Source organism: Streptomyces sp. NBC_01446 (assembly GCF_026340095.1).
GTDB lineage: Bacteria > Actinomycetota > Actinomycetes > Streptomycetales > Streptomycetaceae > Streptomyces > Streptomyces aureus.
The window spans coordinates 1,082,020-1,095,696 of sequence record NZ_JAPEPO010000003.1 but is presented as its reverse complement, the minus strand read 5'-3'; the positions used below and the strand labels follow the sequence as shown (position 1 = coordinate 1,095,696).

Annotated in this window: 14 protein-coding genes and 1 pseudogene; 7 read left to right on the top strand and 8 right to left on the bottom strand. The window is 69.2% G+C overall.

Going from position 1 to position 13,677, the window contains the following annotated elements; all coding sequences use genetic code 11:
- Positions 1–133: 133 nt before the first annotated feature.
- Complete coding sequence (locus tag OG456_RS49735; RefSeq protein ID WP_266571704.1) at positions 134–799, top strand: hypothetical protein; 666 nt, start codon at positions 134–136, stop codon at positions 797–799.
- A 66-nt stretch (positions 800–865) separates the two neighbouring features.
- Here OG456_RS49735 and OG456_RS49730 read toward each other — a convergent pair whose 3' ends face one another.
- A complete protein-coding gene (locus OG456_RS49730) occupies positions 866–2,032 on the bottom strand; it encodes a S9 family peptidase (protein WP_266571703.1) in 1,167 nt (388 codons plus the stop codon).
- Positions 2,033–2,304: 272 nt separating this feature from the next.
- Here OG456_RS49730 and OG456_RS49725 point away from each other — a divergent pair, with 272 nt between their 5' ends.
- On the top strand, positions 2,305–2,658 hold the full coding sequence (locus OG456_RS49725; protein WP_266571702.1) for a VOC family protein: 354 nt from the start codon (positions 2,305–2,307) through the stop codon (positions 2,656–2,658).
- Positions 2,659–2,711: 53 nt separating this feature from the next.
- Positions 2,712–3,605, top strand: a complete 894-nt coding sequence (locus OG456_RS49720; protein WP_266571701.1) for an IS982 family transposase — start codon at positions 2,712–2,714, stop codon at positions 3,603–3,605.
- Between the two features lie 20 nt (positions 3,606–3,625).
- Here the strand turns inward: OG456_RS49720 and OG456_RS49715 are convergent, their stop codons facing one another.
- From OG456_RS49715 to OG456_RS49695, 5 genes and pseudogenes are all read right to left on the bottom strand, one after another.
- Positions 3,626–4,042, bottom strand: coding sequence for a cytidine deaminase (locus OG456_RS49715; RefSeq protein ID WP_266571700.1), 417 nt, complete (start codon positions 4,040–4,042; stop codon positions 3,626–3,628).
- 127 nt (positions 4,043–4,169) lie between these two features.
- Positions 4,170–4,447 (bottom strand): annotated as a pseudogene (gene tnpA, locus OG456_RS49710) (IS200/IS605 family transposase); the annotation flags it as partial.
- Positions 4,448–4,603: 156 nt separating this feature from the next.
- Positions 4,604–5,101: a hypothetical protein gene (locus OG456_RS49705; RefSeq protein WP_266571699.1), complete on the bottom strand. Its 498-nt coding sequence runs from the start codon at positions 5,099–5,101 to the stop codon at positions 4,604–4,606.
- Positions 5,102–5,272: 171 nt separating this feature from the next.
- Positions 5,273–6,703 carry a HAMP domain-containing sensor histidine kinase gene (locus tag OG456_RS49700; RefSeq protein ID WP_266571698.1) on the bottom strand — a complete coding sequence of 477 codons (1,431 nt, stop codon included), beginning with the start codon at positions 6,701–6,703 and terminating at the stop codon, positions 5,273–5,275.
- A complete protein-coding gene (locus tag OG456_RS49695; RefSeq protein ID WP_266571697.1) occupies positions 6,700–7,377 on the bottom strand; it encodes a response regulator transcription factor in 678 nt (225 codons plus the stop codon). Before OG456_RS49695 ends, OG456_RS49700 begins: the two co-directional genes overlap by 4 nt.
- Positions 7,378–7,441: 64 nt before the next feature.
- On the opposite strand from OG456_RS49695, the gene OG456_RS49690 reads away from it, so the two are divergent.
- The 4 genes from OG456_RS49690 (at position 7,442) to OG456_RS49675 (ending at position 11,494) form a co-directional block, all read left to right on the top strand.
- Positions 7,442–8,593, top strand: a complete 1,152-nt coding sequence (locus OG456_RS49690) for a glycosyltransferase (protein WP_266571696.1) — start codon at positions 7,442–7,444, stop codon at positions 8,591–8,593.
- Positions 8,590–9,612 carry a GDP-mannose 4,6-dehydratase gene (locus OG456_RS49685; RefSeq protein WP_266571695.1) on the top strand — a complete coding sequence of 341 codons (1,023 nt, stop codon included), beginning with the start codon at positions 8,590–8,592 and terminating at the stop codon, positions 9,610–9,612. Before OG456_RS49690 ends, OG456_RS49685 begins: the two co-directional genes overlap by 4 nt.
- A 202-nt stretch (positions 9,613–9,814) precedes the next feature.
- Complete coding sequence (locus tag OG456_RS49680) at positions 9,815–10,795, top strand: class I SAM-dependent methyltransferase (RefSeq protein WP_266571694.1); 981 nt, start codon at positions 9,815–9,817, stop codon at positions 10,793–10,795.
- A gap of 135 nt (positions 10,796–10,930) precedes the next feature.
- Positions 10,931–11,494: a dihydrofolate reductase family protein gene (locus tag OG456_RS49675; RefSeq protein WP_266571693.1), complete on the top strand. Its 564-nt coding sequence runs from the start codon at positions 10,931–10,933 to the stop codon at positions 11,492–11,494.
- 60 nt (positions 11,495–11,554) lie between these two features.
- Here OG456_RS49675 and OG456_RS49670 read toward each other — a convergent pair whose 3' ends face one another.
- On the bottom strand, positions 11,555–11,899 hold the full coding sequence (locus tag OG456_RS49670; protein ID WP_266571692.1) for a VOC family protein: 345 nt from the start codon (positions 11,897–11,899) through the stop codon (positions 11,555–11,557).
- A gap of 165 nt (positions 11,900–12,064) precedes the next feature.
- Positions 12,065–13,522 carry a serine hydrolase gene (locus OG456_RS49665; protein ID WP_266571691.1) on the bottom strand — a complete coding sequence of 486 codons (1,458 nt, stop codon included), beginning with the start codon at positions 13,520–13,522 and terminating at the stop codon, positions 12,065–12,067.
- Positions 13,523–13,677 lie beyond the last annotated feature (155 nt).

Below are 13,677 nucleotides of genomic sequence, written 5' to 3'. Positions count from 1 at the left end.
ACGGAGCCCGGAGTTCACGGGTCAGGAGATGATCTAGCATGCACATGACGCACGCCGCGCGGTCGTCACGAGGGGGACTCGTCGCGGTCCAGCCGCGTTCCCCCGGCACGTACATCAGGGGAGAAAGCACATCATGCCGCGCCACTCGAGGGCCCTTTCCGGGTTCCTGGCCACCGTACTCGGGCTCGCACTCCCCGCCTGCGGCGGAAGCGGGGACCGGAACGAGTCGGGCGGTTCCAAGCACCGCGGTGCGCGGAGTGACAGCGCCCAGGTGGCGAGTGGCGGCCGTCGGAAGAGCCCGCGAAAGCCGGTGGAGTGGACCCCCGCGCTGACGATGGGCCACCCTGCTCCGAAGCTGTTCGAGCCCGAGGTCTCCGGCGGCGGACAGTTCCAGGTGGCCGCCTCGAAGATCGTCAAGGGCACCCAGGAACAGATGCGCGAGGGTCACTACAGCGACGACGAAATGGGCGGTGGCACCCCGTACTTCGTGTTCGTGGCTTACACCCTCAAGTCAGGGGTGCCCGACAACTCCAATCCCGACCTCAACGCCAATGCAGCGATCCTCGACAAGGACGCTGAACCCGCTGCGGAGCGTCTGGTCGTCCATGCGGGCACGGTCGAAGGTGGCTGCCCCGTGGGAGACGTCTACATGGGATGGGACGTCGGTGAGACACACACGCTGTGCTCCGTTTTCATCGGCGCCCCGTCGAAGCAGCCTGCCCGACTGGCCTGGAGCACGGACGCGGAAACCCCCGACGAGTACAAGAAGGGCTCCTCCTGGGAGTGGGTCATCCAGTGATCGCACCTCTCGCCTCCGGTGTCCACCTGACCTGGATGGCTCAGGGGGCACCGGAGTGGCACGACGTCAGCGTGCGGTGTTGAACTCGTGCACGATGTGAGGCAGCGCCTTGAGGACGGTCGTGCGGTGGTCGACGTCTCCGACGTCGGTCAGCTCGAAGTCGGCCCCGTTGGTGGCCAACTGCCCTTCGCATTGCTGGGAGTTGGTGAAGGGTACGTCCTTGTCGCCTGTGGCGTGGAAGAGGTGCACGGGGACGTCCGGACGCCAGTCGCAGGTGGTGTCCATCGCGTGCAGTTGGCGTCGTAGTTCACCCTTGGGGTTGCGCACCTTGTTCAGGAACTCGCCGGTGAACAGTTCCTTGGATGTGGGCGGCAGCGCGTCGGCGATCTCGCCGCCCGTGTGGTTGCCGTCGAAGAGCTTCTCCACCTTCTTGTCGTACGGGGCTCGGAATGCCTCGCCGGGGGAGTCGTACAGGCCGTACATCCGGTTCCACGCAGTGGTGAGGTAGGCGAGGTACAGGGGCGACCGATCGAGCTTGTCGTCCGCTGCGGCGGCCTCGAATCCGCTCAGGTCGAACGGGCCGGCGATGGGGGCGAGCGCACCCAGGCGGAAGTAGGTGTCGGCGCCTTGGTGCAGGGCCCGCCCGAGCAGCATGGTGGCGGGTCCGCCCTGGGAGAATCCGCTGACGAGTACCTTCCGGTCGATGTCACGGCCTGCTTCCTGAACGAACGCACGGGTCGCCCGGAGCGCGTCCAGTGGTGCAGTGACGGTTGCCTCGGGGTCACCGTACGGGTGGATGCCCGGGCCTTCGCCCAGGCCGAGGTAGTCCGGGGCCGACACGGCGAGGCCGCTCGAGGCGAACAGCAACGCGGTGGCGCGGTCCGGGGACCGGTCGTTGACGGAGGCGACTTCGCCCCGGTACACCTCGGTGCCGTGCAGCCAGGACACGACCCGGAGGTCCTGCTTGTGGTTCTTGGGTATCGCGACCAGTGCGCTGGCCGTCGTGGGCCGTCCCTCCGTGTCGATCGTGCGGTACACGATCCGGTGGGCGCGTACGCCGTAGCGGACCTGCGCCGCGTCGATACCCGCCTTCTCGAGTCGGGCCTCGACCTGTGTGGCGTCCAGGTCCGCGACGAGAGTCGTCGAGACCAACGAGCCGCGAATCGCCCTCTGTTGGAAGGCGTCGGCGATGGTGGGCGAGGGGGAGTGCAGCGTGTCGGCGTGCCCTGTCACTGCCAATACGGTCGCAGCACACACCAGGGCGAGTGCGCCGGACGCAACGAATCTTCCGTGTAACCGGGTGAAGGTCATGCCTGAACTCTGCCGCTCTCGCCCCACGCACCACATTGGGGCAACCCCCCGTTTCAGTAAGGGGGGTTGCGCCCCTGCGGCGGCCGTCCGGCCCCCGGCATCCTCGGTCGCCGCTGTCCCCGACTACGCGACGAGTCGTTCTTAGGGCGCTGATGACATTGAGCGCGCGCCGCAGCCCGGGGAATACTCGGCCCATGGCAAACCGGTGGGTGGGAGTGACCGTCGACTGCATCGACGTCGAACGGGTGTCAGCGTTCTGGAGCGTGCTGCTGGACCGCCCACGGGGACCGTCCGAGCCCGGCTGGGTCTATCTCGGCCATCGCGACGACCCGCAGCCGCGCCTGGTCTTCCAGCCCGTGGCCGAGCCGAGGGCCGGAAAGGTGCGCCTGCACCTGGACGTCTCGGTCGACGACATCGATCAGGGAATCGCCCAAGTCGTAGGCCTTGGCGGCCGGTTCACCGGCGAGCGGCATGACTACGACGAGGGCGTGGTCGTCGTGATGACCGACCCCGAGGGGCACGAGTTCTGCCTGTCCCAGTTCTACTAGACGAGTCTTTCCGAATGCCTGCGGGCATGAGGAGAGGGTGTCCATGATCGTTTGTGACGACGAACCTGGACACCCTCGTGACCGCACTCTACGTAAAGATCGATGACGAGTGGGCCGGTATCGCCCGGTTGCCCGGGCGGCCGGCAAAGCTCAGTCACTCGGAGTTGCTGTGTCTGGCGGTCATGCAGGCGATGCTCGGCTTCCACTGCGAGGCCCGCTGGCTGCGCCACGCGCGCAAGCATTACCGGCACCTGTTCCCGTTCATCCCGCAGGATCCCGGCTACAACAAGCGGCTGCGAGCCGGGTTGCCGCAGATCAAGCGAGTGATCCGGCTGCTCGCGAAGGACACGGACTTCTGGCACGACACCGTGTGGATCACCGACTCGACGCCGGTGCCGTGCGGGATGTCCCGCCCGACGGTGAAGCGGTCAGAGCTGGCGGGTTGGGCCAACTACGGTTACTGCGCGTCGCATTCGCGGTTCTTTTGGGGGCTGCGACTGTACCTGGTGTGCACCCCGGCCGGCATGCCAGTCCTGTGGGCGCTGGCCGATCCGAAGCTCGGCGAGCGAGAGGTACTGGCCGCGATGCTGGAGGTCGACGCCGAACTCGTCCGCGCGAGGCCAGGTCTGCTGCTGATCAGCGACAAGGGGTTCGCGTCCAAGACCTTCGAACGGTCACTGTCCGAACAGGGCATCACACTGTTGCGGCCCTCCCGGAAACGGGAGGTTCTGCGGCAGGGCGAGCCGATGCTGAAGAAGGTCCGCCAGCTGATCGAGTCGGTCAACGACACCCTCAAGGGCCAGCTCGACCTGGAACAACATGGCGGACGCACCGTCGAGGGCGTCGGGGTCCGCGTCGCGCAGCGCATGCTGGCTCTTGCCGCTGCGATCTGGCACAACTTCCAGACCGGGCAGACGGTCAGCCGCTCACTGACCGCCTACCACTGAACGTGTTCGGAAAGACTCGTCTAGTTTTCCGTGTCGAGCTGGTGGTCGGCCCACACGTAGCTTTCGGGGAGCAGATCGGCGACGGGGACGGTCCGGAGGCGGTCGCCCGCACCGACGATGACCTTGAGGTCCGGGAAGTAGTCGAGGAGGACTTGGCGGCACCGGCCGCACGGGGGGACGACTCCGCGGTCGCGGTCGCCCACGGCGACGATCGTGTCCAGTTCGTAGGCGCCTTGGCCGGCCGCTGCGCCTATGACGACCAGCTCGGCACAGGGGCCTCCGGTGAAGTGGTAGGCGTTCACCGCGGTGACGATCCGGCCGTCCTGGGCGCGGGCCGCGGCCGCCATGGTGTGGTTGTCGCCCCGGCAGCGCGTGCGCGCGACATGGGCCGCGGCCTCGATGAGCTCGTGGTCGACGTGCTCGGTCTGCGTGGTCAATTTCCCTGCCTTCGTGAGTGTTGGCCCGTGGTGCGGTCAGTAGGTCGGCACCGTCGGTGGTCAGGTGCGCCATCATGCCGTGTGCCGCGATGCGTCGCGGCGACTGTCGGGCGGAGCCGGACAGTGCTCACATGGGCCGGCTCTGTTGCTCGATGTACTGCTTGACCCCGGACAGGGGCGCGCCGCCGACGGTGCCGGCGAAGTAGGAACCGGACCAGAGCTTGTTGGCTCGCCAGTAGTGCCGGGTCAGGTCGTCGAGTTCCTGGCGCAGCCGCCGGGAGGAGACGCCCTTGAGGGAGTTGACGAGTTTCGGCACGGCGATTTTGGGTGGGAAGTTCACGAGGAGGTGGACGTGGTCGGCCTCGCCGTTGACCTCCAAGGCTCGCACTCGAAGTCTGTGCAGACGGCTTGCATGATCTCCTCCATCGGGCGCAGATGGACATCGTCGACACCTTGTGCCGGAAGCCTTCTGGTGACGTCGACTGACGCCGCGCAAAAAGCTGGCCGCCGGCAGGGGGCCTCGGTCGACTCGGTGCCGAACGGCCTCAAGGCTTCGCGTCGTCAGTCGGACACGATGTGGAGGATTGCCGTGCCGTCCTTGCCGGTCGCCGCCTGGATCACCACCGCGTCGGGCTGGGGGCTCGGTCGGGTGGCGGCCTCCAGGCCACCGCAGGAGTTGCCTCCGCCGTTGCTGCGGAGGACCGTGACGCAACCTTGGCCCGGGCCGGTCGCGCCCCCCTTGGACCGGCCATTGCCCGACTTCACCGTGTACTCCACCTTGTTCGGGCCGACTTCGGTGACGGACAGGGTTGCTGGACCGGCCGGGCCCTTGAAACGGAACGTCACCGGGCCGGTTACCGCGATCTCACAGTTGCCGTCCGCGCAGGCGCGGACATCACGCCCGTACGCCGCCGACACGGACGGCTGCGCGGAGGAGGGCGGCGCCGGTACGGGTTTCGAGGAATGACGGCTGGGTGAAGACGTGTCGTCGGCGTTGTCTGTACTGCCGCAGCCACCCACCGCCAAGGCGACCATTGCGGCGAAGGCGATGCCCGCCACGCGCCGATGATGCGAACGCCCTGCCCGCAGCTTCCCTGCCGATGCCGTCGCGGCCATGAATTTCCCCCGTGTTCCAGCCTGCCTGCCTGCGTTCGGTGTCCGGCAGCCAGTCTTCCCTTTTGCCACGGTCGTCACGCGCCGCGCCGCGCCGGCCGGGGCGGATACCCGTCCTCACTCGAACGTCAGCCGGAACAACGCCCCGCCCCCCTGCGCCTGTTCCGCCGTCAGTTCCGCTCCGTGGGCCCGGGCGATCTGGCGGGCCATGGCCAGGCCGAGGCCCGAACCGGGCAGGGCGCGGGCCGTTTCGGCGCGGTAGAAGCGGTCGAAGACATACGGCAGGTCCTCCGTAGTGATCCCGGGGCCGTGGTCGCGGACCGTCAGTTCGAGACGCTCGCCCGACCCCGACCCCGACCCCGACCCCGACCCCGTGCGCCGGGACGCGGTGAGTTCCACCTCCACCGGGAGCCCTTCCGGGCTGAACTTCGCCGCGTTGTCCAGCAAGTTCGTCAGCAGTCTGGTCAGTCGGGCGGGAACCCCCGGCCGTACGGTCTCGGCGGCATCCGGGGCGATGTGCAGGGTGAAGGGGGTGCTGGGCCAGTGTGCTCGGGCGGCCGCCACCGCGTGCTCGGCGAGTGCGGCGATCCGTACTTCTTCGAGGAGTGGCGTGGGCTCCTCGTCCCTGGCCAGTTCGATCAAGTCGTTCACCAGGCCCGTCACTTCGCGCAGCTGCCGTGCCAGCGCTCCCGCAGCCCGGTCGCGCTGCGTGTCTGTCAACCGGTCGGCGCGGGCGAGGAGTTCCGCGTTCGTGCGCAGTGCGGTGAGCGGTGTGCGCAGCTCGTGCGAGGCGTCCGCGACCAGGCGGCGCTGTGCCGTCACGGACTGCTCCAGTTCGCCCAGCATCGTGTTGAAGCTGGCGGCGAGGCGGGTCACTTCGTCCTGACGGCCAGGTGAGCCCGGCGGCAGTTCGATGCGGTGGCGCGGGTCGCGGGTCGACGCGATGCGTTCGGCGGTCGCGGTCAGCCGGGCCACCGGCGCGAGCCCGGTCCTGGACACCCAGTAGCCGAGCCCGGCCGCCAGCAGAACGCCCGCAGCACCCATCACGGCCAGCAGCCCGGCCGCTTGGCGCACCCCCTTCTCGACGCTGTCCGAACGGAGGGCGACCTGAAGGGCCTTGTCGTCGCCGAGGTGGGTCGTCAGCATCCGCATGGGCTTGCCGGAGAGCGTGATGTTGCTGAAGTAGGGGGCGCGATCGCCCGTGGCCACCTCGCGGACCGGCGCCGAGACGGGCAGGAGATAGGGGGCGGCAGGGTCCTCGGCCGGCAGGGCCGGCACGATCTGCGCGCACGCCGGCGCCGACAGGTAGCGGCACTCTCCCGCCACGACCTGCGGTCCCCCGTCCCGGTTCTCCTGGATCACCCGCGTCGCCGACTGCGTCAGATTCAGGTCGAGCTGGTGGAACATCTCGTACCGGATCACGAAGAACGCCGCCGTGCACACGCCGACCGCGACCAGCGCCACCGCCGCCGAGGCCGCCACGGCGAGGCGCGTGCGCAGCGGCCGTCGCCGCCGCCAGCGACGTCCCAGCCGGCGGACGCCGCTCATGCCACGTCCAGCCGGTAGCCGATGCCGTGGACCGTGTGGACGAGGCGCGGTTCGCCGCCGGCCTCCAGCTTCCGGCGCAGGTAACCGACGTATACGGCAAGGGAGTTGGATTCGGGGCCGAAGTCGCGCCCCCATACGAGTTCCAGGATGAGCTCGCGCGGCAGGACCTGCCCGGGGTGGCGCATCAGCAGTTCGAGAAGTGCCGCTTCGGTGCGGCTGAACTCCAGCGGGCGGCCGGCTCGCCGACCCGTACGGGTATCAGGGTCGAGGACCAGGTCCGCGTACTCCAGCCCGCCCTCCGTAGGGGTCGGTGCGGCCCGCCGCAGCAGTGCCCGTACCCGCGCCACCAGTTCGTCGAGCGCGAACGGCTTCACCAGGTAGTCGTCGGCGCCCGCGTCCAGGCCGTCGACGCGCTCGCTCACCGAGTCGAGCGCAGTGAGGACGAGTACGGGCGTACGGTCGCCCATCGCACGCAGCTGACGGCACACCCCGAGCCCGTCCAGGACCGGCATCATCACGTCGAGGACGAGCGCGTCGGGCTGCCAGGACGAGACCGCCGAGAGCGCTTCGAGGCCGTCGCGCGCGCCGCGCACCTCGTATCCCTCGACGGCCAGTCCGTCCTCGACGGCCGCCCGCACTTCCGGCTCGTCATCGACTACGAGGATCTTGGTCATGCCGTAAAGAGTGCCAAACGGGACTCTTAGAACCCTCTTAAACCGCTCCACGAGTGTGTCCGCCATGCGCACACCACTCTCCGTCGTGATCGGTGCGGGCGGCACCGGCGGCCACATCTACCCTGGGCTCGCGCTCGCCGAAGCGCTGCGCCGGGCCGACCCGGACGCGGTGATCTCTTTCGTCGGCACCGAGCGGGGCCTGGAGACCAAACTGATCCCGGGCGCCGGATTCCGCCTGCACACCGTCGACATGATCCCCTTCGACCCGGCCCTCGGCGCCAAGCGCTACCTGCTGCCCGCGGCCCTGATCCGCTCCGGAGCCCAGTGCCGCGGCATTCTGCGCGCCCAAAATGCCCAGGTGGCCGTCGGCATGGGCGGCTATCCGAGCGCCCCCGTCATCGTCGGCGCACGCATGGCCGGACTGCCCAGCGTGATCCACGAGTCCAACGCGGTGCCGGGCCGCGCCAACCAGTTCGCCGCACGGCTCACGCCGCACATCACCGTCGCCTTCGACCGCAGCCGCGCCCACCTGGCCGGCGGCAAGGACGCCGACACCGTCGGCATGCCCATCGCCGCACCGCTCGCCACCCTCGACCGGACCGCCCTGCGCGCCGAGGCACGGCACGCCTTCGGGATACCCGACGGCGCGCGGGTCGTGCTGTTCAACGGCGGCAGCCTCGGCGCGGCGCGGCTCACGGAGGCGGCCCTCGGGCTCGCCGCGCGCTGGCGGCACCGCCCCGACGTCCATCTGCTGATCAAGACAGGGCCCGCGGCGCTCGACGAGACCCGGCGGCGGCTCGGGGACTCGCCGGTCGCGCAGGCCGTGCCCTACCTCGACCGCATGGACCTGGCGTACGCCGTCGCCGACCTGGTCGTCTGCCGGGCCGGCTCGGCGACCGTCGCCGAACTCGCCACCACCAAAGTGCCCGCCGTCCTCGTGCCGTACCCGCACGCCCCCGGCGACCACCAGACGCACAACGCCCGCGTCCTGTCCGACGCGGGCGCCGCGCACCTCGTACCCGACGGCGAAACGACCGCCGAGCGGCTCGCGGCCCTCGTCGAGCCGCTGCTCGCCGACCCCTCCCGGCTCGCCGCGATGGGCCACGCCGCGGACCCCGGAAACCACGCCCGCGCAGCCGACCTGCTCGCCGCGAAGGTGATCAGCCTCGCCAAGACCCCCAACTCACCCGTCCACGAAATGGAGTTCACCTCATGACCGACCACAACCACCGGAACAACCGCACCGACTGGAACAACCGCACCGTCCTCGTCACCGGCGCCGAGGGATTCATCGGCTCGGCACTCGTCGACATGCTTGTGACACGAGGGGCGAAGGTCCGCGCGATGGTGCACTACAAGCCGTACGCGGAGAAGGGCTATCTGGCGCGCTACCTGAGCGACCCCCACAGTCCCGTCGAGATGATCGCGGGCGACGTGCGCGACGCGGGCCGCGTGATGGACGCCGTGGCCGGGTGCGACACCGTGTTCCACCTGGCCGCGCTCATCGGCATCCCGTACAGCTACGACTCGCCCGGCGCCTACGTCCAGACGAACGTCGTCGGCACCGAGAACATCGCCGAGGCCTGCCGCCGCCACTCTGTCCGCCGGCTGCTGCACACCTCCACCAGCGAGGTGTACGGGACCGCGCTGACCGCACCCATCAGCGAGACCCACCCGCTCCAGCCGCAGTCCCCGTACTCCGCCTCCAAGATCGGGGCGGACATGATGGCGCTGTCGCACTGGCACGCCTTCGAACTGCCGGTGACGGTGGTGCGGCCGTTCAACACCTACGGTCCGCGGCAGTCCGCGCGCGCCGTGATACCGACGATCCTGTCCCAACTGCACGCGGGCGCAACGGAGATCAGGCTCGGCTCGCTCACCCCGACCCGTGACTTCACCTATGTCACCGACACCGCCGCCGGGTTCCTGGCGCTCGCGGACTGCGACCGGGCGCTCGGCGAGTGCGTCAACCTCGGCACCGGGCGGGAGATCTCCATCGGGGACCTGGCGACCGCGCTGATCGCCGCGTCGGGTCGTGACGCCAAGGTGGTCGTGGACCCGGCACGCCTGCGGCCGTCCGGCAGCGAGGTGGAGCGGCTGCTCTCCGACAACGCGAGGGCGCGCGAGTGGGCGGGGTGGCAGCCTGAGGTGTCCCTGGAGGACGGGCTGAAGCGGACGTCGCAGTGGGTGGCCGAGAACATCGCGCTGTTCGCGTCGGACCGATACCAGGTCTGACTCAGGGGGGCCGGTACTCAGGTCTGTGCCAGGGGTGGGGTGCGGTGTGTGAGGTGGCGTCCGTGGCCGGTCCTCGGGTAACCGGCCGCGTGAGGCGCGCAAGGCCGTGATCCCTTGCGCACGAGGCCGTCGAGCGTGGGATCTTCTTGCGTCATAGGCAAGGGCTTATGCGCTGAACGAAATGATGCGTACGGTCGATGTCATGACGCACCCCACCCCCGCCCCGCACGGTTCCCCCGCACACTCCCAGCCGCACGGGCATGGGTCCCATGAGATCGGCCACGACGCCACCGACTCCCATGGTCACGGCACACACTCGCGGGAAAACCACGGCACACACGCGCACGAGCATGCGCATGAGCAGGACGGCCTCGCGGAGCTGCTCGACCTCGATGCCGAACTGTTCGCGCCCTACCTCGCTGCCTCGATGCGTTCCATCGCCGAAGTGGCCGGGGACGACGTCAAGCGGATCGTGGACCTCGGTGCCGGTAGCGGAACCGGAACGTTCGCCCTGCTGAAGCAGTTCCCTTCCGCCCAGGTGACGGCCGTGGACAGCTCCGCCCACATGCTGGAACAGCTGACCCGAACCACTGTCGCCAAGAACCTGGATTCGCGCATCCACCCGCTGGAAGCGGACGCCGGTACGAGCCTCCCGGGCGTCACTGACGCGGACCTCGTATGGGCCTCCGCCTCCATGCACCACATGGACGACCCCACGGCGACCCTCGGCATCATCTTCAAGGCGCTGCGCCCGGGCGGACTCCTGGCCATCGCCGAACTGGACGGAATGCCACGTTTTCTCGCCGCCGACGCGGTACCGGAGCGCCCCGGACTGGAAGGTCGCTGCCGCGAGGCACTCACGACGCTGCACGACGAAGAGGTACCCCACATGGGAGCCGACTGGGGCGCACTGCTGGCATCGGCCGGATTCACCCTTGAGGAGGAACGCGCAGAGAGTCTCGAACTGCGCCCGCAGCCGGGCGGCAGTGCCGGGCTCTACGCGCACGGCACGCTCACCCGCATCCGCGGCGCACTGGTCGGCCGCGTCGACCCGGCCGACCTGGAAGCGCTGGACACCCTGGTGAACGGGGGCCCTGCGGACGTACGCCATCGCGACGACCTGGTGGTGCGCTCCACGCGCCAGCTCTGGATCGCACGCCGCCCCACGGACAGCGGCTCGTAGCGCCCCGAAGGAGCGAGCGACATGGTTGGCTGAACAGGTCGCATCACGCGATGCCGCTCCGACGTCTCTACTGGAGGCCATGGCCGATGGGAGCGGACGTGGCACGGAAGGTGCGAGCCGTTCGGAGGTATGGCCATGCAGACACTCACCGTCGATGTGTTCGTCTCGGTTGACGGGTACGCCGGCAGCGCGACATCGCCCGCCTACTTCGGCTACGACGGGCCCATGCTCGAGGAGTGGATCCACGAGGAGATGGCCGGGCCGCAGCTGGTGCTCATGGGGCGACGCACCTACGAGGCCCTCGCGGGTCTCTCCGGGGAGACGGGTGCCGCCGGCACGGACCCGGTGCCAGGTGTGGACAAGGTCGTCTTCTCGTCGACGCTGAAGACGGTCTCCTGGCAGGACACCCGCGTGTGCCATGACGACCTGATCGCCGAGGTCACCCGGCTCAAGAGCGAGGGCCATGTGCCCCTGCGGACCATGGGAAGTCTGTCCGTGGTCCGGCAACTCCTCGAAGCGGGCCTCGTGGACCGGCTGAGGCTGATGACCTTTCCGCTGCTCGTGGGGGAGTCGGGCCGCGAGCCGTTGTTCGCCGGTGTGAGGTCGGCCGACCTGGAGCTGGTGAGCCATCATGACCTGGACGGCAGGGTGCTGGTGATGGAGTACCGACCCACGGGACGCGCCATTCCACGGGCCTGACGGGCAGTCTCCATCCAGCCCTGGCCATCCAGCCCTGGCCATCCGGCCCTGGAGAGGTCGTCAGAGGTTGAGGGCGGTTTCGTGGCGCGGTTGGTAGAGGCCCAGCTCGCCGCCGCCCGGCAGCCGGATCCCGGTCTTGAGGCCCCAGCCGGCGTTCGTGACCGGGGCGCACGTGACCCCCTTGGCCGAGAGCTGATCGACCGTCGCGTTGACGTCATCGCACATCACGTACAGCTCGTGTGACGGTGAGTCGGAGGGATGGACTGCCACCTCGGCCGGAGGCAGTTTGAAGATGAGCCAGCCGTCGCCGGCATCGACGTGCGGATATTCCAGAACATCCCTGAAGAAGGCGCGGTCCGCCTCCGCGTCCTGGCTGTAGATGATGATGTGAGCGCCGTTAATCATGCGTGCAGGGTACTTACCGCTGGGGACGGAGTCCGGATATGACGCCGTGTCTGCGGCGGCGATGTCCTGGGGGAAACGGTGGCTGTCCTTGATGGATACGCCTCGCCCACTGCGCGTCAGTCGGTGCGGCCGGTGGCCGGCCACCGGCCGCACCGACTGACGCGACTACGCCGCCTTGGCCGTCGCCCGTACGCCGAAGTGGACGTAGCGGCTGCCGTCGGCGAGTGCGTAGAACACCACCGGTATCCACGCGTCCTTCTCGTTGCGGCGCCCGGCGTACACCGTCTTCGCCGGCGTGTGGGAGACCGGGGTCAGGTGCCAGAGCAGCGGGTCGAAGGTGCCATTCAGGCCGTCCGCACCCTTGTACGTCAGCCGCAGTGTGCCCGGGCCGTCGTCGCCGTCGGCGATGGTCATGAGAAAGCCCTCGCGCTTGTAGCTGCCCTTGAACGGCGCCGTGTCCACGGCCGGGGGCTCGGAGACCGGCGCGAACCCGGGCATGGCGACTCCGACGAGTTCGGCGCACAGTTCCCGGCAGAGCGCCTCGAAGACCTTGGGCGCCGCGCCGCCGCCGTTGGTCAGCAGAGCGATGGCGAGACCCTTCTCCGGGAGGGCGCGCAGATAGGCGAGCTGACCGAACGTGCTCCCGTCGTGGCCGAAGCCGCGCACACCGTCCCACTCGAACAGGCCCCAGCCCAGGCCCCTGTGAGCCCCGAGGAACCACTGGTCGGGCATCTCGACCTCGCGGGTCAGCATCGCCTCGACCACGGCGCCCGGGAAGACGCGGACGCCGTCCGGCGCGGTGCCGCCGTCCACGAAGACCTGGGCGAACCGCGCCACGTCGGCGGCGGTCGCACAGATCCCGCCGTACGGACCGGCGGAACGCGGCAGCATGTTCCACAGAGGCGTGGGAACAGGGGTTTCGCCGGGCTCGCCCATGTGCCCCATCGCGGCGCGGAAGCGCAGCACCTCCTCGGGCAGGGTCATGGTGTGCTCCAGCCCGAGCGGGTCGCAGAGCAGTTCCTTGAGGGCCTCGTCCCAGGTCCCGCCGGTCACGACCTCGATGATCCGGCCGAGGACGTTGTAGGCGGTGCTCGAGTACGACATGGTGGCGCCGGGCGGGTTCGTCAGACCGACCCTCCCAACGCCTTCGATGCCGCTGGTGTGGTTGAGCAGGTGGCGCGGCGTGATCGTCGTGGTCGCGGCGGCGTCGGCGACCTCGAAGTCCGGCAGGACGTCGGTGACCGGCGCGTCGAGGTCCAGCTTCCCCGCGTCGGCCAGCAGGACCAGCATGGCGGCTGCGTAGCCCTTGCTGACGGAGCCGATCTGGAACACGGAGTCCGGAGTCACCTCGACACCGGTGCCGGTGTGCAGGATGCCTGCGGCCAGTTCGTGGATCTCGCCGTCGGCGAGCACGGCCAGGGCGGCGCCGGGGATGTGGTGGGCGGCGAGGAGTTCGCCGAGCCGGATCTGCCAGCGGGCGGTGTCGAATGTCGGGGCGGCGCCGTCGTCCATGCCCAGCGCTCGGTCGACCGTCCGGGTCACATCGCGCTCGGTCTGTTCCATGATCTCGGCCACCTCCTGGTCGACGAGCTTGGACACTTCCCGGCGGAGGTTTTCCGACATGCTTTCTCCCCCGTGAACACGCTGAACAGTGTGCGTGTGGGCGCGGATGCAGCAGGGGGCGGGAATTCCCGACACCGGGATTCATTCGCAGTGCATCGGGCTTCAGGACTCTGTTGGTATTCAGCCCGGTGGTGTAGCGAATCTGGCGATCGCGG